Annotated in this window: 20 protein-coding genes; 12 read left to right on the top strand and 8 right to left on the bottom strand. The window is 66.6% G+C overall.

Going from position 1 to position 22,547, the window contains the following annotated elements:
• Positions 1-5: 5 nt before the first annotated feature.
• From LGM89_RS34770 to LGM89_RS34750, 5 genes are all read left to right on the top strand, one after another.
• Complete coding sequence (locus tag LGM89_RS34770; RefSeq protein ID WP_226275487.1) at positions 6-1,040, top strand: NAD(P)-dependent alcohol dehydrogenase; 1,035 nt, start codon at positions 6-8, stop codon at positions 1,038-1,040.
• A gap of 291 nt (positions 1,041-1,331) precedes the next feature.
• Positions 1,332-2,525 (top strand): ABC transporter ATP-binding protein, encoded by a 1,194-nt coding sequence (locus LGM89_RS34765; protein ID WP_226275486.1) that lies wholly within the window; start codon positions 1,332-1,334, stop codon positions 2,523-2,525.
• A 30-nt stretch (positions 2,526-2,555) separates the two neighbouring features.
• Complete coding sequence (locus LGM89_RS34760; RefSeq protein ID WP_089498020.1) at positions 2,556-3,491, top strand: AraC family transcriptional regulator; 936 nt, start codon at positions 2,556-2,558, stop codon at positions 3,489-3,491.
• Positions 3,488-4,954 carry a xylulokinase gene (gene xylB, locus LGM89_RS34755; RefSeq protein WP_226275485.1) on the top strand — a complete coding sequence of 489 codons (1,467 nt, stop codon included), beginning with the start codon at positions 3,488-3,490 and terminating at the stop codon, positions 4,952-4,954. The genes LGM89_RS34760 and xylB overlap by 4 nt, the downstream gene beginning before the upstream one ends.
• A 119-nt stretch (positions 4,955-5,073) precedes the next feature.
• A complete protein-coding gene (locus tag LGM89_RS34750) occupies positions 5,074-6,099 on the top strand; it encodes a MerR family transcriptional regulator (RefSeq protein ID WP_226275484.1) in 1,026 nt (341 codons plus the stop codon).
• Between the two features lie 16 nt (positions 6,100-6,115).
• On the opposite strand, the gene LGM89_RS34745 is transcribed toward LGM89_RS34750, so the two are convergent.
• Both LGM89_RS34745 and LGM89_RS34740 read right to left on the bottom strand, forming a co-directional pair.
• Positions 6,116-6,553, bottom strand: coding sequence for a hypothetical protein (locus LGM89_RS34745; protein WP_143329857.1), 438 nt, complete (start codon positions 6,551-6,553; stop codon positions 6,116-6,118).
• 431 nt (positions 6,554-6,984) lie between these two features.
• Positions 6,985-8,397, bottom strand: coding sequence for a PLP-dependent aminotransferase family protein (locus LGM89_RS34740; RefSeq protein ID WP_226275483.1), 1,413 nt, complete (start codon positions 8,395-8,397; stop codon positions 6,985-6,987).
• Positions 8,398-8,481: 84 nt separating this feature from the next.
• Here LGM89_RS34740 and LGM89_RS34735 point away from each other — a divergent pair, with 84 nt between their 5' ends.
• Complete coding sequence (locus LGM89_RS34735) at positions 8,482-8,931, top strand: GNAT family N-acetyltransferase (RefSeq protein WP_089498026.1); 450 nt, start codon at positions 8,482-8,484, stop codon at positions 8,929-8,931.
• Positions 8,931-9,551, top strand: coding sequence for an FMN-dependent NADH-azoreductase (locus LGM89_RS34730; RefSeq protein WP_089498027.1), 621 nt, complete (start codon positions 8,931-8,933; stop codon positions 9,549-9,551). Before LGM89_RS34735 ends, LGM89_RS34730 begins: the two co-directional genes overlap by 1 nt.
• A gap of 85 nt (positions 9,552-9,636) precedes the next feature.
• On the opposite strand, the gene LGM89_RS34725 is transcribed toward LGM89_RS34730, so the two are convergent.
• Positions 9,637-10,452: an alpha/beta hydrolase gene (locus LGM89_RS34725; RefSeq protein ID WP_226275482.1), complete on the bottom strand. Its 816-nt coding sequence runs from the start codon at positions 10,450-10,452 to the stop codon at positions 9,637-9,639.
• A 13-nt stretch (positions 10,453-10,465) separates the two neighbouring features.
• Positions 10,466-11,761, bottom strand: coding sequence for an MASE1 domain-containing protein (locus LGM89_RS34720; protein WP_226275481.1), 1,296 nt, complete (start codon positions 11,759-11,761; stop codon positions 10,466-10,468).
• A gap of 308 nt (positions 11,762-12,069) precedes the next feature.
• On the opposite strand from LGM89_RS34720, the gene LGM89_RS34715 reads away from it, so the two are divergent.
• A complete protein-coding gene (locus LGM89_RS34715) occupies positions 12,070-13,026 on the top strand; it encodes a hypothetical protein (protein ID WP_319001528.1) in 957 nt (318 codons plus the stop codon).
• A gap of 12 nt (positions 13,027-13,038) precedes the next feature.
• On the opposite strand, the gene LGM89_RS34710 is transcribed toward LGM89_RS34715, so the two are convergent.
• Positions 13,039-13,539 carry a lipocalin-like domain-containing protein gene (locus LGM89_RS34710; RefSeq protein WP_089473844.1) on the bottom strand — a complete coding sequence of 167 codons (501 nt, stop codon included), beginning with the start codon at positions 13,537-13,539 and terminating at the stop codon, positions 13,039-13,041.
• A 162-nt stretch (positions 13,540-13,701) separates the two neighbouring features.
• Between LGM89_RS34710 and LGM89_RS34705 the strand changes: the two genes are divergently transcribed.
• Entirely contained in the window at positions 13,702-14,607 is a 906-nt protein-coding gene (locus tag LGM89_RS34705) for a LysR substrate-binding domain-containing protein (RefSeq protein WP_226275477.1), read from the top strand.
• 128 nt (positions 14,608-14,735) lie between these two features.
• Positions 14,736-15,173: a GNAT family N-acetyltransferase gene (locus LGM89_RS34700; protein ID WP_226275475.1), complete on the top strand. Its 438-nt coding sequence runs from the start codon at positions 14,736-14,738 to the stop codon at positions 15,171-15,173.
• A 73-nt stretch (positions 15,174-15,246) separates the two neighbouring features.
• On the opposite strand, the gene LGM89_RS34695 is transcribed toward LGM89_RS34700, so the two are convergent.
• The 3 genes from LGM89_RS34695 to LGM89_RS34685 all read right to left on the bottom strand — a co-directional run bounded on the left by LGM89_RS34695 (position 15,247) and on the right by LGM89_RS34685 (position 20,229).
• Complete coding sequence (locus LGM89_RS34695; protein ID WP_226275473.1) at positions 15,247-16,086, bottom strand: peptidyl-prolyl cis-trans isomerase; 840 nt, start codon at positions 16,084-16,086, stop codon at positions 15,247-15,249.
• 353 nt (positions 16,087-16,439) lie between these two features.
• A complete protein-coding gene (locus tag LGM89_RS34690) occupies positions 16,440-18,374 on the bottom strand; it encodes an SMP-30/gluconolactonase/LRE family protein (protein ID WP_226275471.1) in 1,935 nt (644 codons plus the stop codon).
• 550 nt (positions 18,375-18,924) lie between these two features.
• Complete coding sequence (locus tag LGM89_RS34685) at positions 18,925-20,229, bottom strand: dicarboxylate/amino acid:cation symporter (RefSeq protein ID WP_226275469.1); 1,305 nt, start codon at positions 20,227-20,229, stop codon at positions 18,925-18,927.
• 604 nt (positions 20,230-20,833) lie between these two features.
• Between LGM89_RS34685 and LGM89_RS34680 the strand changes: the two genes are divergently transcribed.
• Entirely contained in the window at positions 20,834-21,979 is a 1,146-nt protein-coding gene (locus tag LGM89_RS34680) for a glycosyltransferase (protein ID WP_089498036.1), read from the top strand.
• On the top strand, positions 21,979-22,545 hold the full coding sequence (locus tag LGM89_RS34675) for a hypothetical protein (protein ID WP_226207417.1): 567 nt from the start codon (positions 21,979-21,981) through the stop codon (positions 22,543-22,545). Before LGM89_RS34680 ends, LGM89_RS34675 begins: the two co-directional genes overlap by 1 nt.
• Positions 22,546-22,547 lie beyond the last annotated feature (2 nt).

The following is a 22,547-nucleotide window of genomic DNA, read 5'->3' as shown; positions in this document are numbered from 1 at the left end:
ATGTGTTGAAAGCACTCGTACTCGAACGCACGCGCGAACTCGCGCTGCGCGACATCGACCTGCCGCAGGCGGTCGGCCCTGGCGACGTCCGGATCAAGGTGCATACGGTCGGCGTGTGCGGCAGCGACGTGCATTACTACGTGCACGGCGGGATCGGCCCGTTTCGCGTCGACGCGCCGATGGTGCTCGGCCACGAGGCGTCCGGCACCGTCGTCGAGACCGGCGCCGGCGTCACGCACCTGCGCGTCGGCGACCGCGTGTGCATGGAGCCCGGCGTGCCGCGCCTCGATTCGCCCGCGACGCTGCGCGGGCTCTACAACCTCGACCCCGACGTGCGCTTCTGGGCGACGCCGCCCATCCACGGCTGCCTGACGCCGTACGTCGTGCATCCGGCCGCGTTCACGTACCGGCTGCCCGACACCGTGTCGTTCGCCGAAGGCGCGATCGTCGAGCCGCTGTCGATCGGCCTGCAGGCCGCGAAGAAGGCGGCGATGAAGCCGGGCGACCTCGCGGTCGTGATCGGCGCCGGCACGATCGGCGCGATGACGGCGCTCGCCGCGCTCGCCGGCGGCGCCGCGCGCGTGATCCTCGCCGACGTCGTGCCCGACAAGCTCGCGCTGTTCGCCGACAACCGTGCCGTCACGACCGTCGACGTGCGCACACAGTCGCTCGCCGACGTGGTGGCCCAGGCAACGGACGGCTGGGGCGCGGACGTCGTGTTCGAGGCCAGCGGCAGCGCGAACGCGTATGCGAACCTCGTCGACCTGATGTGCCCGGGCGGCTGCGCGGTGCTGATCGGGATGCCGGTCGCCCCGGTGCCGCTCGACGTGGTCGCGCTGCAGGCGAAGGAAGGCCGCATCGAATCGGTGTTCCGCTACGCGAACATCTTTCCGCGCGCGCTCGCGCTGATCGCGTCCGGTGCGATCGACGTGAAGCCGTTCATCTCGCGCACGTTCCCGTTTTCCGAAGGCGTGCGCGCGTTCGAGGAAGCGGCGAGCGGCCACCCGCGCGACGTCAAGATTCAGATCGAAATGGATTAGGGCGTGTTCACGCTAATAACGGGCTTGCGAACGTGCCTTTCCGCCCGCAGTGCAAGGAGTAAGGAGCGCCGTTTGGCCGTGCCAAACAAGCGACGCACGACGCCGCAATGTGGGCGGAAAGGCACGTTCCCCTGTTTGAAAAATGCATTCGTGGGGCTGGCCACCAGAAGGGCCGAGCGCCGCGTCATGCTCCTCGCGAATACGTCGAGTATTCGCTTCGTCGCAATCCTCGCGCTCGGCCCTTCTGGTGGCCAGCGCAAGCCCGTTATTAGCGTGGACACGCCCTAAACCATGGCCCAGATCACCTGCAAGGCTTTGTCGAAGCACTACGACGGCGGCCCCGCCGTGCTGCACCCGCTCGACCTCGAGATCGCCGACGGCGAATTCATCGTGCTGCTCGGCCCGTCCGGCTGCGGCAAGTCGACGATGCTGCGGATGATCGCGGGCCTCGAGGCGATCACCGGCGGCGAGCTCGTGATCGGCGACGCGGTCGTCAACGACCTGCCGTCGCGCGAGCGCAATGTCGCGATGGTGTTCCAGAACTACGCGCTGTACCCGCACATGACGGTGTACGACAACATCGCGTTCGGCCTGCGGCGCCTGAAGGTGCCGGCCGACGAGATCGACCGCCGCGTGCGCGACGTCGCGCGCATCCTGAGCCTCGACGCGCTGCTCGACCGCCGCCCGCGCGCGATGTCGGGCGGCCAGCAGCAGCGCGCGGCGATCGCGCGCGCGATGATCAAGACGCCCGCCGTGTTCCTGTTCGACGAGCCGTTGTCGAACCTCGACGCGAAGCTGCGCACGCAGTTGCGCGGCGACATCAAGCGGCTGCATCGTCGGCTGAAGACGACCACGCTGTACGTCACGCACGACCAACTGGAGGCGATGACGCTCGCCGATCGCGTCGTGCTGATGCGCGGCGGCCACATCGAGCAGATCGGCACGCCGGCCGAGCTGTACGGGCAGCCGCACACGGTGTTCGCCGCCGGCTTCGTCGGCACGCCGGCGATGAACTTCGCGGCGGGCACGATCGAGCGCCTCGGCGCGAACGTGCTGCTCGACTGCAACGGCGCGCGCTGGCCGCTCGCGTCGCCACGCTTCGCCCCGCTGCACGACGGTCAGCAGGTGAAGGCCGCGATCCGGCCGAACCACCTGCGGCTCGTCACCGAACCGGATCCGACCCCGGGCACGCTCGCGCTGACCGGCACGGTCGAGCTCGTCGAGCTGCTCGGCGCCGAGGCACTCGTCACGCTGGACTGGCACGGCCAGCCGTGCGCGGCCCTCGTGCCGGCCCCGATGGCCCCGGCGCCGGGGGCCGTGGTAGCGTTCCGCTTCGACGAAGAAGCCCTGCATCTGTTCGACGCCGGTACCGAGCGCAACGTCACGCTGCCGGACGCGAACCCGACCGCGCACGCGGCGCCGCCGGCGGCCGCGACGCGCACCACGCCGCCCGCCGCGACGGGCTGGTCGATGTCCCGTTCGTAGCACGCCGGCACGCCCCCGACGGAGCACACGATGAACCCGGATCTCGAGATCGTTCCCACCCACCGCGACGAATCGTTCCGCGCGTGGATCCACGACTATCCGCACTCGGTCGCGAAGTGGCACTTTCATCCCGAGTACGAGATTCATCTGATCCAGTCGTCGCACGGCAAGATGTTCGTCGGCGATCACATCGGCGATTTCGGCCCGGGCAACCTGATCGTCACCGGGCCGAACCTGCCGCACAACTGGGTCAGCGAACTCCCCGACGGCGAACGCGTGCCGTCGCGCGACGTCGTGCTGCAGTTCTCGCGCGATGCGATCGAGAAGATGGTCGGCGCGTTCAGCGAGCTGCAGCCGGTGATCGACCTGATCGACGATGCGGCGCGCGGCGTGCAGTTTCCCGACCGCGTCGGCCGCGACGTCGCGCCGCTGATGCTCGAACTCGCGAACGCGCACGGCTGCCGGCGCGTCGAGATCCTGATGTCGCTGTTCGACCGGCTGTCGTCGTGCCGCGAGCGGCGTGTGCTCGCCGGCCCCGGCTACCGCAGCGACGCGCAGCACTACATGTCGTCGACCATCAACCAGGTGCTGTCGTACCTGCAGCAGAACCTGCCCGGCATGCTGCGCGAGACCGACGTCGCCGCGTTCGCCGGGATGAGCGTCAGCACCTTCACGCGGTTTTTCCGCCGCCATACCGGCTCGTCGTTCGTGCGCTACCTGAACCGGCTGCGCATCAACGAGGCCTGCGAGCTGCTGATGTTTTCCGACCTGACGGTGACCGACATCTGCTACCGGGTTGGCTTCAACAACCTGTCGAATTTCAACCGCCAGTTTCTCGCGATGAAGCAGGTGCCGCCGTCGAGGTTCCGCGCGCTGCACCGGCTCAACGAACCGCACGGCCGCGATGACGCGCCGCCCCCGCGACGCACGCCGCCGCGCGCCCCAGACAGGATGCTTCACACGTGACTTTTCTCGGCATCGATCTCGGCACGTCCGAGGTCAAGGTACTCCTCACCGATTCCCGTTCGGCCCCGCTCGCGACCGGCTCGGCCGCGCTGTCGATCAGCCGCCCGCATCCGCACTGGTCGGAACAGCGCCCGCAGGCGTGGTGGCACGCGATGCTCGACGCGATCGCGGCGGTGCGCGCCGCACACCCGGCCGGCTTCGCCGCGCTGCGCGGCATCGCGCTCTCGGGGCAGATGCACGGCGCGACGCTGATCGATCGCGCGGACCAGGTGCTGCGCCCCGCGATCCTGTGGAACGACACGCGCGCCGGCACCGAGTGCGTCGAGCTCGAGGCGCTGGTGCCGGAATCGCGCGCGATCACCGGCAACATGGCGATGCCCGGCTTCACCGCGCCGAAGCTGCTGTGGCTCGCGAAATACGAGCCCGCCGTGTTCCGCGCGGTGCACAAGGTGCTGCTGCCGAAGGACTACCTGATCTGGCGCCTGTCCGGCGAATTCGTGTCCGAGATGTCCGACGCGTCGGGCACGCTGTGGCTCGACTGCGCGCGCCGCGACTGGTCCGACCGGATGCTCGCCGCGACCGAGCTGACGCGCGTGCAGATGCCGCGCCTCGTCGAGGGCAACGCACCGGCCGCACAGCTGCGCGACGCGCTTCGGCGCGAATGGGGCATCGCGGGGCCCGTGACGATCGCCGGCGGCGCCGGCGACAACGCGGCCTCCGCGATCGGCATGGGCGTGACGGGCGCCGGCAGCGGCTTCCTGTCGCTCGGCACGTCGGGCGTGCTGTTCGCCGGCAACGACCGCTTCGCGCCGAACCCGGATGCGGCCGTGCACGCGTTCTGCCACTGCATCGAAGGGCGCTGGCACCAGATGAGCGTGATCCTGTCGGCCGCCGCGAGCCTCGACTGGCTCGCCCGCGCGCACGGCACCACCGCCGGCGAGTTGGCCGCGCGCGCCGAACGTGCAGAGCCGGCGCGTGCGCCGCTGTTCCTGCCGTATCTCGGTGGCGAGCGCACGCCGCACAACGACGCACACGCACGCGGCGTGTTCTTCGGGCTGTCCAACGAGCACGATGCATACGACCTCGCGTACGCGGTGATGGAAGGCGTCGCGTTCGCGATGGCCGACGGCTACGACGCGCTGCGTGCGGCCGGCACGACGCTCGACGCGGTGTCGTTCATCGGCGGCGGGTCGAAGAGTGCGTTCTGGGCGCGGCTGTGTGCGAATGCGACCGGGCTCGGGATGCAACGCCACGCGGACGGCGCGGTCGGTGCGGCACTCGGCGCGGCGCGGCTGGCGCGCCTGGCCGCGACCGATGACACGCTCGCGGAAGTCTGCGTCGCGCCGCCCGTCACGGAGACGGTCGCGCCCGATGCCGCCATGGTCGATCTGCTGGCGGGGCGGCTGGCGCGGTATCGGCGGCTGTATCACGCGCTGCGCGACGAATTCGCGGCGGCCGACTGACTGACGCGCGGCGCGGCCGGCGTCTTCGTCGATTCACGTCAACACGCGAACGCGCTTGACCCGGCCCTTGGGATCGCCTTTATGCTGGGCGCAACGAATCGACGACCCGAAGGTGACCCATGAGCGATGTCACGCGCGGCCTGAGCGCATCGGAAGCCGCGATGCGGCTTGGCGTATCGGCCAAGGCGCTGCGGCTGTACGAGCGGCAAGGACTGGTCACGCCCGGGCGAACGGTGGCCGGATACCGCGCCTACGGCCCGGACGATCTGGCGCGTGCGGCCGAAGTCGCGGCGCTTCGCGCGCTCGGCTTGAGCCTGGCCCAGGTCGCGAACGTGCTGGGCGGCGACGCCCGCAGCCTGAGCGACGCCCTGGCGACGCATGAGGCGGCGCTCGGGCGCGACATTCAGGATCTGGTCGGCAAGGTCGACAAGGTTCGCGCGATCCGCGCCGATCTTGCCCCCGGCCGCATGCCCGACGACGGCGAACTGACGCGCCTGCTCGCTCCGGCCGCCGCGGGCGTTGCGTTCAACCTCCCTTGGCCGTGGGACGGTGAATGGTTCGAATTTCGCGATATCCGTCCGTTGAACTACATCATCGGTTCGCTGGGCAGCGGCAAGACCCGTCTCGCGCATCGGCTCGCCGACGCGTTGCCCGGCGCCGCATTCATCGGGCTGGACCGGCTGGAAGACGGCGGCGCGGCTGCCTTCGCCGCGTTGCGCGCCGATCCGGCGCTGAAGGCGCGCGTCGAACGCACGGCGGCATGGCTTGCGGATGAAGGCGCCACGGCGTCTGCGGCGCTGACCGTGCTGCTCGTAGGCCTCGAGGCGGACGGCGCTGGCGCTTTCGTCGTGGACATGATCGAGCAGGATCTCGACCAGCCGACGCAGGCGGCGCTGATTGCGTGCCTTCGCCACCGCGCCAGAGCCGACGGCATGCGGCCGCTGTTCATGCTGACCCGCTCGTCGGCGATCCTGGACCTGTCGGCCGTCGGCCCCGACGAAGCGATCATTCTGTGTCCCGCGAACCATAGCCCTCCGGCACGCGTCGCACCGTACCCCGGTGCGCCGGGCTACGAAGCGGTGGCTACGTGTCTTGCGTCGCCCGCCACCCGTGCGCGGATCGCACGGCGACCGGAGGCGGGGTAGCGGCATCGCAATTTCGCTACAAATAACTCGTCGTAAACGATGCGAAAACCGCCGAAACACCATCTTGAAAATCGCCGGGAGCTTTGGGCGAAAGAAGTACGGACACGTCGGTGCGCGAGAAAAGTAAGCTTGTACGGTACTGCTCTATCCGCGCAACAACATCATATCTATGCGGTAGATTCCCCGGCTGGTTTGGTCCCGGCCGTGCTCCGACTGCAAATCCGGCGGCGCGAAGAATAACTTCGGCGTCGTCAAATGAACTTCCGAGCGGAATGTAGCGCACTGCGAGCCAAGTAATGTCCCCGGCTTTATCTATCTCTTGGGTCGAGCCGCTTTTGGGGACCTTCTGGTACGCCTTGTCGATTTCAATGCGAAACCTCTTTCCCAGTACTTCGAGGTCTTGCCAAGGGGATGCGAGCGACGCCCAAGGTGCGAGCGCAAAATAAAGCGGCACCCATAATCCCGCGTGTATCGCAGTGCGTCGTTGGGAGACCCGCTTCCGACTTTTTGCCATTGCCACTCCCGATTCGCAGGATCAGTCGCATCGCAACGCGGATGGTTCTCACCGGAACATCGCGGGCGATTGCGTTGGAGCATGCGTCCGTGGAGCCCTGGTGTCAACGTTCTAGCCCCAACTGTTGGAAGACCGCTTGTGGCCGAGAGCCGCCGCCGATGATGCGAACCAGGCCAGTTAAGTCAGCTCGGTCGAAAGGCGGAAAGCATGGTGCCAGCCACCCATGAGGCACGAACTCGGACGACGACATCACGGGGTGTTATCGACCATGCGTAGAACAGTCGCGGTAACTCTGTCACACAATCGCAAAATCGTGGCGCCAGCCGCACGTACTCCGGCGCCCCGCGGGTTCGTCATCCACCACGCCCGGTTCACACACGAACGAGCCGATACAAGCGTCGAACCAACGTCAACGCCTGCTGCGCCGACGTCAGGTTCGTGAACCCGAGCAACATGCCGGGCGGCATCCGGCCGCCCGGGCTCCAGTTGTTCAGCGGCTGAACGGAAAAGCCCTGCAGGTCGGCCATGCGTGCGACGGCGCGATCGTCGACCGCCGTGCGCCAATAGGCCACCACGTGCAGGCCGCCCGCGCGGGGCGGAACGTGCAGCGCATCACCGAAGACCTTACCCAACGCATCGATCAGCCACGCGCGGCGGGTGGCATAAAGCGCCCGCATCTTCTTCAGATGACGCGCGAAATGCCCTTGCTCCATGAAATCAGCGACGACCGATTGCATCAGCATCTGGCCGCTACCGCCGAGCCAGCCGGCGGTGTCGCGAAAGGCCGCGACCTGCTCGTCGGGAACAACGAGATACCCCAGCCGCAAGCCCGGATACAGCACCTTGCTGAACGATCCTGTGTAAAGCACGCGCTGGTAGCGATCCAGGCTCTTGAGCGCGGGCAACGGGCGGCCGTGGTAACGGAACTCGCTGTCGTAATCGTCCTCGACGATCCAAGCCCGTTGCTGCCGGGCCCAGTCGAGCAAGGCAAGACGTCTCGGCAGCGACAGCGCGACACCGAGCGGGCTTTGATGGGTCGGCGTCACCACGGCAAAACGCGCATCGGCCGCCCGGCGCAGCCCCGCTTCCACGCGCAGGCCGTCGTCGTCGACCGGCACGGACACGAGCCGCATCCCCGCGTGCTCGAGCAGGCGGCGTGCGTGGATATACCCGGGATCCTCGAACCAGCCGGCGTCGCCGGGACGCAGCAAGGTCCGGCAGATCAGGTCCAGCGCGCCGCGATACCCCGCGGTGATGAAGATCTGCCCGGCCGAACAGTCGATGCCGCGCGACACGCCGAGGTACGCGGACAGCGCACGCCTGAGCCCATCGTGCCCTTGCGGCGGCGCGTAGTCCAGCGACGGGGTCGCCATCGCCCGCACATGACGGCCGGTGAGCCGTATCCACGGCATGCGCGGAAACGCATCGAGCGCGGGAATGCCCATCTGGAACGGCTTCGGCCCGCTCGCCGTCGAATCGCCGCGCGGCGGTTCGTCCGGCCGGGGCGCCGCGGCACGCGGCTGCCGCCCATCCGGCAGCTGGGGCGACACGACGGTGCCGGCCGGCCCGTGTGCGACCAGGTACCCTTCGCCGATGAGGATCTGATAGGCCGCTTCGACGGTGCCGCGTGCCAGATTGAGTTCGCTGGCCAGGCTCCGTACCGACGGCACGCGCTTGCCCGGCGCCAGCTTGCCCGTCTCGATCGCCTCGCGGAAGCGCCGGACCAGTTGCCGATAGACCGGCATGTCGAGATGACGGTCCGGCATCAGATCGTCGAATTTCATGTCCCAGTCAAATAGTCACTTTTTGGACCTTCAGGATACGCCATCCGATTCGTACAGTAACGACGTTACCGTGGAGCAATCGTGATGCCAGAGATCCATTTGAAACGCGCCGTGACGGACGCGGATTACCGGTCGACGTTCGACGTGATGCGTGAACTACGCCCGCACCTGACCGATGCCGATGCGTTCGTGCGACAGATGCGCCGCCAGGCCGAACAAGGCTATGTGCTGCTGACCGCACGGCACGGCAGCCCGGACGGCGCGGTCGTCGCGCTGGCGGGATACCGTCACCTCGAAAACACGCTGTACGGGCGCTTCGTCTATGTCGACGACCTGGTCGCAACCGAACACGCGCGCAGTCAACGGCTGGGCGAGCGGCTGCTCGACGCGGTGCGCGACGACGCGCGGCAACACGGCTGCCGGCACCTGGTACTCGATACCGGGCTCTCCAACGCGCTCGCGCAGCGTTTCTATTTCCGCCAGGGGCTGCTGTCCCGCGGCGTGCATTTCAGTCAGTCACTACGGGCGCTCTGATGAACAACCTTCTTTTTGTCGATGCCAGTCCGCATGGCAGTCATTCGCTGGGCGCACGCCTTGCGCACGAAGCCGTCGCGCAATGGCGGGCGGCCCGCCCCGATGCGCGGGTCGTGTCGCGCAGCCTCGGTCAACCCGGATTGCCTTCGCTATCGGCCGACTATGCGCATGCCGTGGTCGCGAGGCAGCCGGATGCCGATCCCGTGCTGGCGTACTCCGAACAACTGATCGCGGAAGTGGAACACAGCGACGGCGTGTTGATCAGCACACCGATGCACAACTTCACGATACCTGCCGCGCTGAAGTTGTGGATCGATTTCGTGCTGCGTATCGGCCGCACGTTCACGGCCACGCCGGAAGGCAAGTTCGGCCTGCTCGCCGATCGACCCGTGCTCGTGCTGGTACGCTCGGGCGGCATCTGCACCGGCGCGGCGGCGCGGCAGCCCGATTTCCTGACCCCGTACCTGAAGCAGGTGCTGTCCGTCATCGGCCTGTCGACGGTCGATTTCATCTACCTCGAAGGCATTGCGCCGAGCGACGCAGCCATCGATGCGGTACGCGCCCAGTTGGCCGCATCGACTCTGCTGGCGCGACGCGCGACGGAAACGGAAACGGCATGAATTCGCCACGCCCCGGTACGCATGCAAGACCCGATGCGTACCGGGGGCAGCGGATCTCGCGCATCCCGGGCCGGGCAGGTCGCCGTCAGGATTCCAGCCGTCCCATCCGGCGCGCCATCGCCGGGCTCACCGCATGCACCGGATCGAACCCGAAGAAGTCGAGCACGTGGCGCGCGACGTCGTCGCGATCGTTGTCCGCGCAGATCATGTGATAGCTGTTCTCGAGCACGATCCCCCGCGCGTCGGGCATCTTTTCCAGCAGGAAATCGGCCGAGCGCAGGCTCGTCAGTTCGTCCTCGCGCGCATGCAGCACGAGCGTCGGGCACGGCGTGCCGGCCGCGGCCTCGAGCGCCCAGTCGCGCATCCGGTCGACCTGCCGCACGCATGCGAGCGGCACCCATGCGTAGTGGAAACTGTCCTCGCGCTCGAACTTCTTCTTCACGATCGCGCGGATCGTCGCGTTCTTGATGCCGAACGGCTCGCCTTCCTCCACACGCATCCGCTCGGCCACACCCGGCACGCGGTACAGCACGTGCCGCAGCGCGCGGTACCACGGCGTCGACCATCCGTCGATGAACACCGGCGTGGCCAGCAACGCGAGCCGGCCGCGCGCATGCTGCACGCGGTGGCACAGCAGCAGCGCGACCAGCGCGCCCATGCACATGCCCGCGACATGCAGCGTGTCGTACTCGTTTTCCAGCGCACGATACTGTTCGGTCACCGCGTCGAGCCACGCCTCCGCGCGCACGCCGACCAGATCCTCGGGGCGCGTGCCGTGCCCCGGCAGCGTGATCATGTGCGTGTCGGCGCCCGCGCGCCGCATCGCCTTGTGCAGCGAACCGAGATCGTATTGCGTGCCGCCGAGCCCGTGGATCAGCAGGACGCCCGTGCGGCCCGTCATGACGTGCGTCCGCTCATTCGTCCGCCGTCGGCCACACGCGTTCGAGTTGCCAGACACCCGCCACCACCGTCACGTCGACATTCGAATCGAGCAGCGGAGCGCCATGGTCGGTGATCGTCTGCGTGCCGCCGTCGCGCTGCACGATGCGCAGCGACAGCGACGCGCGATCCTCGCCCGCGATCTCCGCATCCCAGTAGTCGCGCAGCGCATCGCGGTCGCCCGGCTGCACGCGTTCGAGCACGAGCGGCACGCTCGCGATCTGCGATGCATCCACGCCCACGCCGAACACGCGCTCGACGTCGCCGCTCCACTCGATCCGCCCCGATTCCGGGTCGAGCACGTACGCGATCTGGCCGGCGCTCGCGAGCGCGAGCTCCATGTTGTTCTGCAGGACTGCCGCATGCTCATGTACGCGTTCGCGCGTCGTCTTCAGCGTGCTCGCCGTCAGCACCAGCAGCGACGCGACCGCCAGATAAAGCTGCGCTTCGAGCAATGCACTGCCGTAATGCTCGTGAAACGACGCGAACGGGCCGTCGCCCTGCGCGGTCTGCTCGATCACGATCAGCGCGAGCACCAGCACCGACGACGAGCCCGCCCGGCCGCCGAGCAGCAGCGTCACCGCGACGGTGAGGAACAACGGGATATACGTCAGCGCGAAGCCCGCGCCGGTGCCGAATTTCTGCGACGTGTCGCCGTCGAAGATCACGAGTGCGACGCCCACGACCAGCACGAACGAGACCATGCCGAGCACGAGGTCGAAGCGCTCGTGATCGCCCGAGCGATGCGCGCGAAAGCGCGACCATGACGCGAGCACCGGCGTGACCAGCAGCACGCCGACGAAATCGGACGCGGCCCACACCGACCACACGTCGAAGAACGGCGCGCCCTTGACCGCCGTGTACCAGGCCGCGCCGCCGATCGCGCCGACCACGCCCGCGATCAGGCCGGCGAGGATTACCGAGCGCAGGAAATACAGCCCTTCGAGCGAGAAGCGCACGCGCTGGACGAGCCACACCGCGAGCGCGGCCGCACCGACCTCGTCGACCGTGAACAGCACCGCGTTGACCAGGCTGGCCTGTTCGATGGCGCTCAGCGCGAGCTGCCCGACCAGGAATGCGCCGGCCAGCGTCAGCCATTCGCGCATCGGCCGCAGCATGAACGCGCCGACCGTCACGCCGGCCGGCAGCCAGATGTAGCCCGTCAGCCGGACGGGGCCGTTGAACTGGTGCGAGATGTAGCCGGTCGCGAGATACAGCGCCGCCCAGAGCAGCGCGGCGACGAGGCCCGGCCGCGATCGTTTGGTGTCCATCGAGAATCCCTGTGTGCTGCGCCTGCGGTCGGCAAGCGCGCGATGTGCGAATGATATGCGGGCGGGGCGGGCCGGGGAATACCGGGGCCGGAACCACGTGCGGGGCGCCGGCGCGCCCGCGCGCTGGCGGTTGTGACCGGGCCAGGATCAGAAAAGTTCGGTGTGTGCCGGGTTCGGCTGCGGCACGTCAGAACGTCGTCTTGGCCGGACGGCCAAAATCGTCCGCGGCCGGTGGATCGCATCTAGCATGAAAGATATTCGAAAGCATCTGCTTCCAGTATCGTCCACGTCATCCGCCCACTTTCCACATGACCCTATGCCATGAACACCGTACCGGCCCGGCCGATCCCGGCCCCCTCCGCACCATGAGCCGCTTTCGCGCCACCTACGACGGGCCCGCGCTCGAATCGTCGGAAAGGGACGTGCGCGAACTCGCGCCCGCGCTGCTTGCCATCGGGGATCTGCTCGACGCTTCGACCCGCGCGCTGTGCGGGGATCAGGTGCGGCCGCAGGTGAACGTGCGCGGCAGCTTCAAGACCGGCAGTTTCGGCATCGACGTCACGCTCGCGACGTCATTGCTCGGCCGCATGCGCGACCTGCTGAGCGGCAACGAAGGCACGGCGCTCGCCAATGCGGTCACGATCCTGACCGCGCTCGGCATCGCCGCACCGAAGGCGGGAAAAGGGCTCTTCGCCGTCCTCAAATGGCTGCGCGGGCGCGAGATCCTGCAGGTGCAGATGCAGGACCACACCGCCATCCTGCATGTCGAAGGCGACACCCTCGAAATCGACCTGCCCGTCCTCACGCTGCTGCGCGACGTCGGCGTTCGCCGCGCCACCGAGCACGTGCTTGCCCCGCTCGCGCGCGAAGGCATCGTGGTGTTTGCGGTCGGCACCGATACGGAAATCGTCGAAACGGTCGACCGGAGCGAGATCGCATGGTTTCACGCGCCCGAACCGGCCGACTCGCTCATCCTCGACGAGAATTGCAAGATGGCGTTCTCGATCGTGTCGCTCGCATTCAAGGACGACAACAAGTGGCGGCTATACGACGGCACGTCGACGATTCACGCAGCGATCACAGACACCGGCTTCCTGTCGCGCGTGAACAACAGCCAGATCAGTTTCAGCAAGGGAGACGTGCTCGTGTGCAATGTCCGCATGCAGCAGTGGCAAACCTCGGACGGCGCAAAAACCGAATACGAAGTCACGAATGTGCTCGAACATCGCCCGGCCGGCCTGCAGATTCAGCCGCCGGGGCTTTGACGCCCGCCCGCCTCAATCCACTCGCCGCCACACCGAGATCGGTATGTCGCCGTTCGCACGCGGCGGCACGCGGTAGCTCAGCTCGCCGTCCTTCAATTGATAGCTTCGCGTCTGTGTTTGCCCGATCCAGTTCGGGTACGACGAATTGACGATGTGAAACGCGAGCTTGTGTTTCGCGGGATCGACGGTCAGCGTGCCGTAGTGAGTGCTCGACCCGAGCACGGCGTCACGGAATTCGTCCGGCGTGCCGGTCGCCTTGTCGTTCGACGCGAAGCGCGGGCGCTCCGACTTGAAGATCTGCAGCGAATAGTTTCCGTGCACGTCGATCAGCAGCAGCCCCTTCGGATCGGCGCCATAGTCGCGGCCAACCGTGCCGTCGGGATGTTGTACGTCCGCCGCGACCAGCGTCCATGTCCCCGCGAGCGACGGCGCGGCCGATGCGTCGCCGGGAATCATCGATGCGGCCAACAGCATGCCGGGAAAGCCTTGGCGGAATATCGAGCGGATGTTCATTCACGGTCCTCGTGAGAAAAAAGGGAAGCAACCTCACGGGCATCCGCAGCGGCGTATCGCGCGCATTCCCGTGAACCGGAACGACCGGTTCACTTGATGGTAGCGACGGGAACGTGCAATAAATACGGTAATTCGACATCAACTTATAAGAAAAACCGAATCATGACGCTCCCGAATCTCGACATGGATGCGCTGCGCACGCTGATCGCTGCGGATCGGCTCGGCAGCCTCAACCGCGCCGCCGACCGGATCGGCCGCTCGCAGTCGGCGGTCAGCCAGCAGATGCGCAAGCTCGAAACGCAGATCGGCCAGCCGCTGTTTCGCCGCCAGGGGCGCGGCCTCGTACCGACCGAGGCCGGCGAACTGATGCTGTCCTATGCGCGCCGCATTCTCGAGCTGAACGACGAGGCGGTGGGCGCGATCCGCGGCGCGGCGATCGAGGGGGCCGTGCGATTCGGGCTACCGGGCGACTTCGCCGAATCGTGGCTGCCCGTCGCGCTCGGCCAGTTCAAGCGCACGCACCCGGGCGTGCGCGTCGACATCGTCGTCGACGGCAACGGCGCGCTGCTCGACCGGCTCGACGGCGGCGAACTCGACGTCGTACTCGCGATGGGCCGCGGGCATCGTGCCGACGCCGAACACCTGGTCACGCTGTCGATGGCGTGGATCGGGCCGCAGGGCGTCGATGTGCGTCCACGCGCCGGCATGCCGCTGGATCTTGCGCTGTACAAGCCGCCATGCCTGTTCCGCAAGGCTGGTACCGATGCGCTCGACAAGGCCGGGATCCCGTGGCGGCTCGCTTACACGACCGGCAGCCTGCAAAGCCTGTGGGCCGGCATCGCGGGCGGGCTGGGGATTACGGCGAGAACGATGGTGGGTGTGCCGCAGACGTTGCGGCAGCTTGGCGAGCGCGACGGCCTGCCGCCGCTGCCTTCAGTGGACGTGTGCCTCCATGCGGGTGGAGGCGATGCGCCTTCCGCGCTCGCGAGCCTGAAACGCGTCGTGGTCGACACGCTGATCGCCAATCTCGCGGATGCGCGGAAGGTGTCCGGCCGGCGCGCCGCATGATCGGCCACGGAGGTGTGCCGGATGGGCGCTGCGCCCTTTGACCCGCTGCCCGTCATCGGGAATGATGCGCTGCGGGGATCGACCTTGCCGTCGACGATCCCGCCTTCCCGAACGAACGAGTCCGCCCGATGACACACGCAATCCGACTGCGCCCGGCGTCTGCCGCCGACCTGCCGTTCCTGCTGACGCTTCGCAAGCTCACGATGACGGAGCACCTGCAACGCGCCGGCATGCCGACCGACGACGACGCGCACGACCGGCGCATCCGCGCGCATTTCGACGATGCGATGATCGTCTGCGAAGGCGATGAAGCCATCGGCTTGCTGAAGGTGACACGTGCCCCCGACGCGTGGCACGTACACCAGATCCAGATCCTCCCCGCGCACCAGGGCCGGGGCGTCGGTGAAGTCGTGCTGAACGCATTGCTGAACGACGCGGCACGCGCGCACGTGCCGGTGTCGCTCAGCGTGCTGCACGGCAACCCGGCGCGGCGGCTCTACGAACGGCTCGGCTTCCGCAGCGAGTCGGAATCCGACACGAGCGCGAGCATGATCTGGCGCGCGTGACGTCCGGCGTTTCGACGCCGCCGCGTGACTGCATTACTGCATTACTGCATTACTGCATTACTGCATTACTGCATTACTGCGTGATCTTCGCGTCCTTCAGCAGGTTGCCGATCATCTGCGCACTCGCCTTCTCCACCGCAGCCGCCTGCAATTGCTGCTGAAGCCCCGGCTTCGCGGTCGCGAAGCCCGGCACCTGCGTCGGCCGCTTCGCATCCAGCTTCACGATCGCCCGCACGCCGTCGACCGGAATCGAATCGTTCGTCGCGGCGCCGACCTTCAGTTTCTCGAGCGCCTGCGCGACCGGCAGCGGCAAGCCGGACGTCTTGCCTTCCGTCGCCGGCGTGTGGAAGCTCACCCACGGCAGCTCGCCGCCGGCATCGCGGCTCGGCGCCATGCTGTACTGACGCGCCAGCCCTTCGAACGACTTGCCCGCCTTCAGCTCACTGAGCACCGTCGCGGCCGTCACCGGATCCTGGACGATGATCAGGCGCGGCTTGTACTCGTTCTTGCCGAGCGCGGCCACGAGTTCGTCGTAGCGCGCCTTGACCTGTTCTTCGGTTACCGGCTCGGGCTTCACGTTGTCGCGCAGGTAAAGCTGCACTTCGGCGTTCGTTTTCGCCTGCTGCACCGCCGCCTTGACCTCGGGCTTGTCGGCATAGTTCGCCTTCTCGGCAGCCTGCTGAACCAGCACGCGCGTGATCAGCTGATTCTTGATCGCCTGGCGGATCTGCGGCGAGTCCGGTTGCCCGGACGCGCGCAGCAGCGTATCGACGTCGGCCTGGGTGATCGGCGTACCGTTGACCGTCGCGACGGTCGCGACGGCCGGCGCCGTCTCTGCGTGGGCAGTCCCGCTCAGCGCGCCGGCCAGCACGGCGATCAGCAACAGGCGGTTCGGGGTGGTTTTCGTCTTCATCTTTTCGTCACTTCGGCTCAAAAAACGCGGCAGGGGTTGCCACGCAAATTCACCGGCGCGGCAATGCGCCGGTGCAACCCGTCAGTCGATTCGGTTCATCGTCGTGCGCACACGCAGTGCCGCCGACGCCGCTGTCATTGTGCCCTTATCGGGTTTTCCGTGTCGGGAGGTTCAGGACAGCCGCCCGGCGGGCGGTGAGGCGCGCGTTGCGCACGCCGGCCATTACGAACGCGGGATGTGGAAATTCTGTGGAAGCGGCATGGAAATCCCGCGAAACCGCGATGAATCACACCATGGCGTCGCGAGCCCGGCCGCCGACCGAGGTCGAGGCGGCCGCGCATGCCTCATCAAAGTCAGGGCGTCCAGCGATACACGGTGATGCTGTTCCCTTTCACGTTGTTCTTCATCACCACGTACTCGCCGTTCGATCGGCGGTATGCGCGGATGCTGTACATCGCATCGATCGCGCTGCTGGTATCCACGGTCGCGGGGCTCGCGTTGACCAGCGTGGTGTCGAGCTTGCCGGTGGTGAGGTTGAACGCGTCGACGTTCGGCCACAGCGGCCCGCTGCTGCTGAACCAGTAGCCGACGAACAGATGGTTGCCCACCGCGTCGATCGATTTCGCGCCGCTGTGCGGCAGCGTGATCACCGGGTCGGGCTTCGTCGTGTTGCCCGCGCTCCAGCCGTGATACACCTCGATGCGCGTGCCGATCGACGTCCAGTCGTTGCTCCCGATGGCGCCCTGCGCGAGCACCATCGTGTCGCTGTCCGCGAGATAGACGATGCGCGTGAGCGGCTGGATGCTGTCGGGCACGCGGGTCGCGACGCCCGCCCCCCACGAGGGCTTGCCGCTCGCGTCGAAGCCCGTCAGCGGGTAGTGGGTAATCGCGCCGGTCTTGTCGAGGCCGGCCCACACGCCGCCCTTGCTGTCGATGCTGAAGCCGCTCGTCACGCGCCGCGTGGTGTTGAACGCGGGGCCCGGGATCGAGCCGTCCGGGATCGCGATATAGCCGTTCGCCGCGTTGAAGTGGAAGAAGTAGAAGATCGGCGGGTTCTGGCCCGCCGCGACGAGAATCCGGTTCGCGCCCACCGACGTGAGCAACCCGAAATGCTCGTCGCGCTGGGTATCGCTCATGTTGATGCGTGGATCGGCCGGATACGTGAACGGGTCAACCGTGTTCGCGACGAACGTGCCGCCCGCGCCGCCGCTGTACACATGCGTACCGCCGTAGAACAGCGCGCCGTCCGTGACCGGGTCCGGCGCGGCGATCCCTTCGAAGTTCAGCGACTGCAGCGTCCACCGCAGGCTGCCGGTGCTGCTGTACGCGTGAATGTCGGTCGCGCCGTTGCGGCCGAGATCCCAGCTACCGCCCCACGGATTGTTGAGCACATAGAGATTGCCGCCGGTGTCCTTGCCGAGCCCGGCGATGCGCGTGAAGCGCTGCGCGCCGACCTGCCCCTTGATGCCCGTGGTCGTGTCGAGAAAGCCGCCGCGCACGCCGAACGTGCCGGCCAGCGCGGGCCGTCCCGACACCGTATAGCGCTTGATGTTCTGGTCGGGGCCCTCGTCGCCCACCAGCAACTGGCCGGCCGCCGCATCGAAAACCAGCGCCGACGGCTGCGACCCGGCCGGCATCCGGATCGTGTTCAGCAACGCACCGGCCGGGCTGAAGCCGGCGATCGCGCCCGTGCTCTTCTGCGCGACCCACACGTTGCCCGCGCCATCCACCGCGAGCGCGCCGGGCGCCGATACGCTGATGTCCCGCTGCCAGACGCCGTCGGTGGTGAATACGCGCACGCGATTGCCGTAGAAATCGCTTGCATAGAGCAGCGAGCCGGCCGTCGCGAGCCCGGTGACGACGTCGATGCGCGGCTGGTTGGTCGCCGCGCTGACCTGGATGACAAGGTCGCGATACTTCGTCGCGCGGTTGTAGCGCCCCACTGCGCCGCTGCCGTATGTCTTGCCGGGCTGCAGCGCGACGAACAGCGACGTCGCGTTACCGGTGATCGCGCTGCCCTGGAACTCCGAGTGCGTGCCGATCGAGCCGATGCTCTTGCCGTTCTGGTAGATCGCGACACCGCCCTCGTCCTCGTCCCACATCGACGCCGTATAGATCACGCCTTCGGGCGCGACCCACATCGCGCGCGCGACGTTGCCGACGTGGGCCGCGAGCGTGCCGTACGTATTCGCCAGCCAGTCGGTGGTGTTGCCTGCGTGAACGGCGGGGGTCATCGCGGCGATCGCTGCGGCGAGAAGCGCAGCCTTAAAGCGTCGTCTGGCGACCATGACGGATGCTCTCCTGAATGGTGCGAACATTCACATGAAGGGCCGGCCGGATGGCTCGAAAACCGTAATGCGTAAATACTTCCCCTGAATCATCCGGCGCAGTCGGCATTACGTGCAGCATGCGTTCGATAATGCGCAGCGCGAGAATAGCGTTATATAAATCGAAAAAAATTGCGAATCGCTCGCGTCATTGCGCTTTTCAAGGAATCGGCTTTGACGGCATTGCCGCTGCCACCCAAGCGTGCTGAAGGCGCGCACGACAGCGCGACAGTGAATGATCACTTACACGTCGAATCGGGGATCGGGAAAATCAGGCTTGCGCGTGCCTGCGGGAATATCGCCGTGTGTTCAACGACGACGGATTGAAACGTCGAGCGCCAGGTATCAATCGGGTAATCCGGGAATAAGGGAAAACGACCGCATTCAAGACGGAATCATCTCCCCAAAACAAATCGCCGGCCTGGATCCATTTCGAATCCAGGCCGGCGATTATCCACTACCGGAAAGCAGGCAGCGCACCCCTATCGCTGCGCTGCCGCACTGCTGCACATCATGCCGATGCCGAGGTCTCCGGCACCTTCACCTTCATCGCACGGCCGTTGCCCGGATCGTTGTCGTCGCGCGGGTCGTCGAGCTGCCCTTCCCATTTCGCGACCACGGCCGCCGCGATCGAGTTGCCGACCGCGTTGGTGGCCGAGCGCCCCATGTCGAGGAACATGTCGACGCCCATGATCAGCAGCAACCCGGCTTCGGGCAGGTTGAACTGGTTGAGCGTCGCCGCGATCACGACCAGCGACGCGCGCGGCACGCCCGCCATCCCCTTCGACGTGACCATCAGCATCAGCAGCATCGTGATCTGCGTGCCCAGCGGCAGATGAATGCCGTACACCTGCGCGATGAACAGTACCGCGAACGTGCAGTACATCATCGAGCCGTCGAGGTTGAACGAATAGCCGATCGGCAGCACGAAGCTCGAGATCTTGCGGTTCACGCCGAAACGGTCGAGCGCGTCCAGCAGCTTCGGATACGCGGCTTCGGAGCTCGCCGTCGCGAACGACAGCAGGAACGGCTCGCGGATCAGCCGGATCAGCGTGAACGCACGCTTGCCGAGGAACGTCACGCCGGCGAGCGTCAGCACGCCCCACAGCAGCGCCAGGGCCAGATAGAAGCTCGCCATGAACTTCGCGAACGTGAGCAGGATGCCGAGTCCCTGGGTGGTGATCGTCGACGCCAGCGCCGCGAACACCGCGACCGGCGCGAACCACATCACCGCGCCCGTCACCTTCAGCATCACCTGCGCGAGATCGTCGATCACGCCGGTCAGGCGCTTGCCCGACTCGCCGAGCGCCGACAGCGCGGTGCCGAAGAAGATCGAGAACACGACGATCTGCAGGATTTCGTTGTTCGCCATCGCTTCCGCGATCGACTTCGGCACCAGGTGGACCACGAAGTCCTTCAGCGTGAAGGCGCCCGTCTTCAGCCCGAGGGACGCATCGGACGCCGGCAGCGGCAGGCTCAAATGGCTGCCCGGTTGCAGGATCGTTGCGGTCAGCAGGCCGAGCAGCAACGACGTGAACGACGCGATGAAAAACCAGCCGAACGCCTTGACGCCGACGCGGCCCACGGCACTGCCGTCGCCCATCTGCGCAATGCCGACGGTCAGCGTCGCGAATACCAGCGGCGCGATGATCATCTTGATCAGGCGCAGGAATATGTCGGACAGCAACGATACGTAGCCGGCGACCTCCTTCGCCATGTTCGGGTCGGGAAACGCGCTATGACAGGCGTAACCCACTGCGATTCCAAGAATCATCGCGACAACGATGTACTTGGTGATGTTGTGCTTCTTCTTCATTAGTAATCCAAATCACAAAGCGTATGTTGCTAACGGCTGGCACATCTTCCGCGCCCGGCTACGAATCGAAACCCACGTCTCTCTGGGTGCGACGAGTCCGCCTTTGGCAGTCGCCATGGCGGACAAGGGGGGGCATTCTAACGCAAATGGCCGTCCGGCTTTCGAATCTGAAAGTCGAGGGGGTTGATCTGCGTCCGGATGCCGTCGAAAAGTCGGGTTTTGTCGCGATCCAGCCCGCTTCCTGCCCCGCCAACGAGGGTAATCGGGCCGCTTCACCGGTCGCACCGGGCTCGCCACGCTCCACGCACCGGCGACAGGAACCCTATCGCCGGACTCCCCGCCTCCCCGGCGGCATCGCACCGCGTGACGACACGGTGAACGATCGCGACACATGTTCACAAAGATGCGCAGACCTTGACACTACGGTACGTAATGCTTCTGTAATATTTGGAAACGATTCGCGGTGACGCCCCGCCCGGGCGTCGATGCGCGATCCCGCATCGACCACGCGGGACCAGGTTCGAGTCATTGCTCTCAACAAGCGGACACGCTCATTTTCTCAGCAGTCCTGCCCAATGAATGATCGGGGAAAGGCGGCATCGTGATGAACATTCTGTATACCAACTTCCACGGCGACTACGGCGGCGGCCAGGACACCTACGTCCGTGATCTCGCCGCCGCGATGAGCCGGCATCATCGCGTGACCGTCGCGTCACCGGAGGGCAGCCGCCTGTCGCGACTGTTGAAGGACAGTCCCGACGTGGCCATCTTCGACATGGAATTCAAACCGCGCTGGAACCGGCTGTGCCAGGAAATCCTCCGGCTGCGCCAGCGGATCGCAGCCGAGCGCTTCGACGTCATCCATGTGAACGGCTCCGCCGATCACCGGCAGGTGATGCTCGCGCTGCTCGGCTGCCGGTATCGGCCCGCAGTCGTGCTCACCAAGCACAACACCTACCGCGCCGACAGCTTCGGCAACGTGCTGCGCGCACGCCTCGCCACCGACCACACCATCGCGGTCAGCGACTATGTCGCGGGCATGCTCGCGCTCCGGTCGCCGTATGGGAACGTCACCGTCGTCAAGCACGGCGTGCGCCGGCAGGCCGCCGAACGACTGGCCAGCGACGAAATCCGTCGCCGCAAGATCGCGCTGTTCGGGCCGTCCGCCGCGGACGCGATCGTGCTGGGCAGCAGCGCCGGCACCGCGCCGGAGAAAGGCTGGATGGACCTGATCGCGGCACTGGGCCGCCTGCCCGAACACGAGCGCGAGCGGTTTCGCGTGCTGCTGGTCGGCGCGGAGCCGACCGCCGAGCAACGCGAACAGATCGCACACCACCGCATGGCCGCGCGCACCGTTTTCACCGGCCGGCTCGACGACGTGCGGACACCGTTCTCGATCATCGACGTGTCGTTCGTGCTGTCGTACCACGAGAGCCTGTCGTATGCGTGCCGCGAAGCGATGACGCTCGGCTGCCCCGCGATCGTGACCCGCGTGGGCGGGCTGCCCGAGAACGTCGAGCCGGGCGTGGACGGCTGGGTCGTCCCGCCGCGCGAGCCTGAAGCGATCGGGGAAATCCTGCGCTCGATCGTGCGCGAGCCCGGGTGCGTGCGCGCGATGGGGCGCAGTGCGCGGCTGAAGGGCAAGCGTGAATTCTCGTTCGAACGATTCATCGACGCGACGTTGTCCGTCTATCAGAAATCGATTCGCCACAACCCGTATCGTCGGGTGACATCCATGAGGTCCGTTTAATGGCAATGAATATCTGGAAGAAGTACTGGGACCTGCGCACGCAGGAGTGCCCGTGTGACGTGCACTTCGTCGAATGGCTGGAAACCGCGCGCCTCAACGGCATCCGCATCTATCACTTCGGCACCGGCGGCCATCATCATGTCGGCGTGGAATGCGCGCGGCCGCACCTGAACAACACCGTCTTCGGCGTGACGGCGTCGCCGAAGGAATACAAGTCGTACGTCGATCTCGTCACGCGGCAACCGGAGGTGAGCAAGACCTATCTGGCCTATTTCGGCGACATCTATACGAGCAATTCGGACCTGCTGCCGGCCTTCGACGTCGTCACGCTGTTCCATCTGTGCGAATTCCGCGACGAGTCGAACAGCCGCTACGGCGCGAAGACCGACGCCGAAGTGCTCGACCTGTTCGCACGACACACCGCGCGCGACGGCCACCTGTTGTTCTACAAGGGCTCGTCGGCGTACCGGAAGGCCGAGCCGATCATCGAGCAATGGGCGGCGAATGCCGATTTCGTCGAAATCGGCGACTTCAAGACCCTGCGGATTTTCCGCAAGGCCGCGTAATT

This window comes from Burkholderia sp. AU31624, assembly GCF_020420065.1.
GTDB lineage: Bacteria > Pseudomonadota > Gammaproteobacteria > Burkholderiales > Burkholderiaceae > Burkholderia.
Note: the sequence above shows the minus strand (reverse complement) of the source record. Positions and strands in the feature narration are given on the sequence as shown.

Excerpts from the sequence above, each read along its gene's own strand:
- LGM89_RS34765 (WP_226275486.1), top strand. The coding sequence starts at position 1,332 with ATGGCCCAGATCACCTGCAAGGCTTTGTCGAAGCACTACGACGGCGGC.
- LGM89_RS34725 (WP_226275482.1), bottom strand. The coding sequence starts at position 10,452 with ATGACGGGCCGCACGGGCGTCCTGCTGATCCACGGGCTCGGCGGCACG.
- LGM89_RS34760 (WP_089498020.1), top strand. The coding sequence starts at position 2,556 with ATGAACCCGGATCTCGAGATCGTTCCCACCCACCGCGACGAATCGTTC.
- LGM89_RS34750 (WP_226275484.1), top strand. The coding sequence starts at position 5,074 with ATGAGCGATGTCACGCGCGGCCTGAGCGCATCGGAAGCCGCGATGCGG.
- LGM89_RS34710 (WP_089473844.1), bottom strand. The coding sequence starts at position 13,539 with ATGAACATCCGCTCGATATTCCGCCAAGGCTTTCCCGGCATGCTGTTG.
- LGM89_RS34675 (WP_226207417.1), top strand. The coding sequence starts at position 21,979 with ATGGCAATGAATATCTGGAAGAAGTACTGGGACCTGCGCACGCAGGAG.
- LGM89_RS34700 (WP_226275475.1), top strand. The coding sequence starts at position 14,736 with ATGACACACGCAATCCGACTGCGCCCGGCGTCTGCCGCCGACCTGCCG.
- LGM89_RS34695 (WP_226275473.1), bottom strand. The coding sequence starts at position 16,086 with ATGAAGACGAAAACCACCCCGAACCGCCTGTTGCTGATCGCCGTGCTG.
- LGM89_RS34730 (WP_089498027.1), top strand. The coding sequence starts at position 8,931 with ATGAACAACCTTCTTTTTGTCGATGCCAGTCCGCATGGCAGTCATTCG.
- LGM89_RS34735 (WP_089498026.1), top strand. The coding sequence starts at position 8,482 with ATGCCAGAGATCCATTTGAAACGCGCCGTGACGGACGCGGATTACCGG.
- LGM89_RS34685 (WP_226275469.1), bottom strand. The coding sequence starts at position 20,229 with ATGAAGAAGAAGCACAACATCACCAAGTACATCGTTGTCGCGATGATT.
- LGM89_RS34705 (WP_226275477.1), top strand. The coding sequence starts at position 13,702 with ATGACGCTCCCGAATCTCGACATGGATGCGCTGCGCACGCTGATCGCT.
- LGM89_RS34715 (WP_319001528.1), top strand. The coding sequence starts at position 12,070 with ATGACCCTATGCCATGAACACCGTACCGGCCCGGCCGATCCCGGCCCC.
- LGM89_RS34720 (WP_226275481.1), bottom strand. The coding sequence starts at position 11,761 with ATGGACACCAAACGATCGCGGCCGGGCCTCGTCGCCGCGCTGCTCTGG.
- LGM89_RS34690 (WP_226275471.1), bottom strand. The coding sequence starts at position 18,374 with ATGGTCGCCAGACGACGCTTTAAGGCTGCGCTTCTCGCCGCAGCGATC.
- LGM89_RS34680 (WP_089498036.1), top strand. The coding sequence starts at position 20,834 with ATGAACATTCTGTATACCAACTTCCACGGCGACTACGGCGGCGGCCAG.
- LGM89_RS34740 (WP_226275483.1), bottom strand. The coding sequence starts at position 8,397 with ATGAAATTCGACGATCTGATGCCGGACCGTCATCTCGACATGCCGGTC.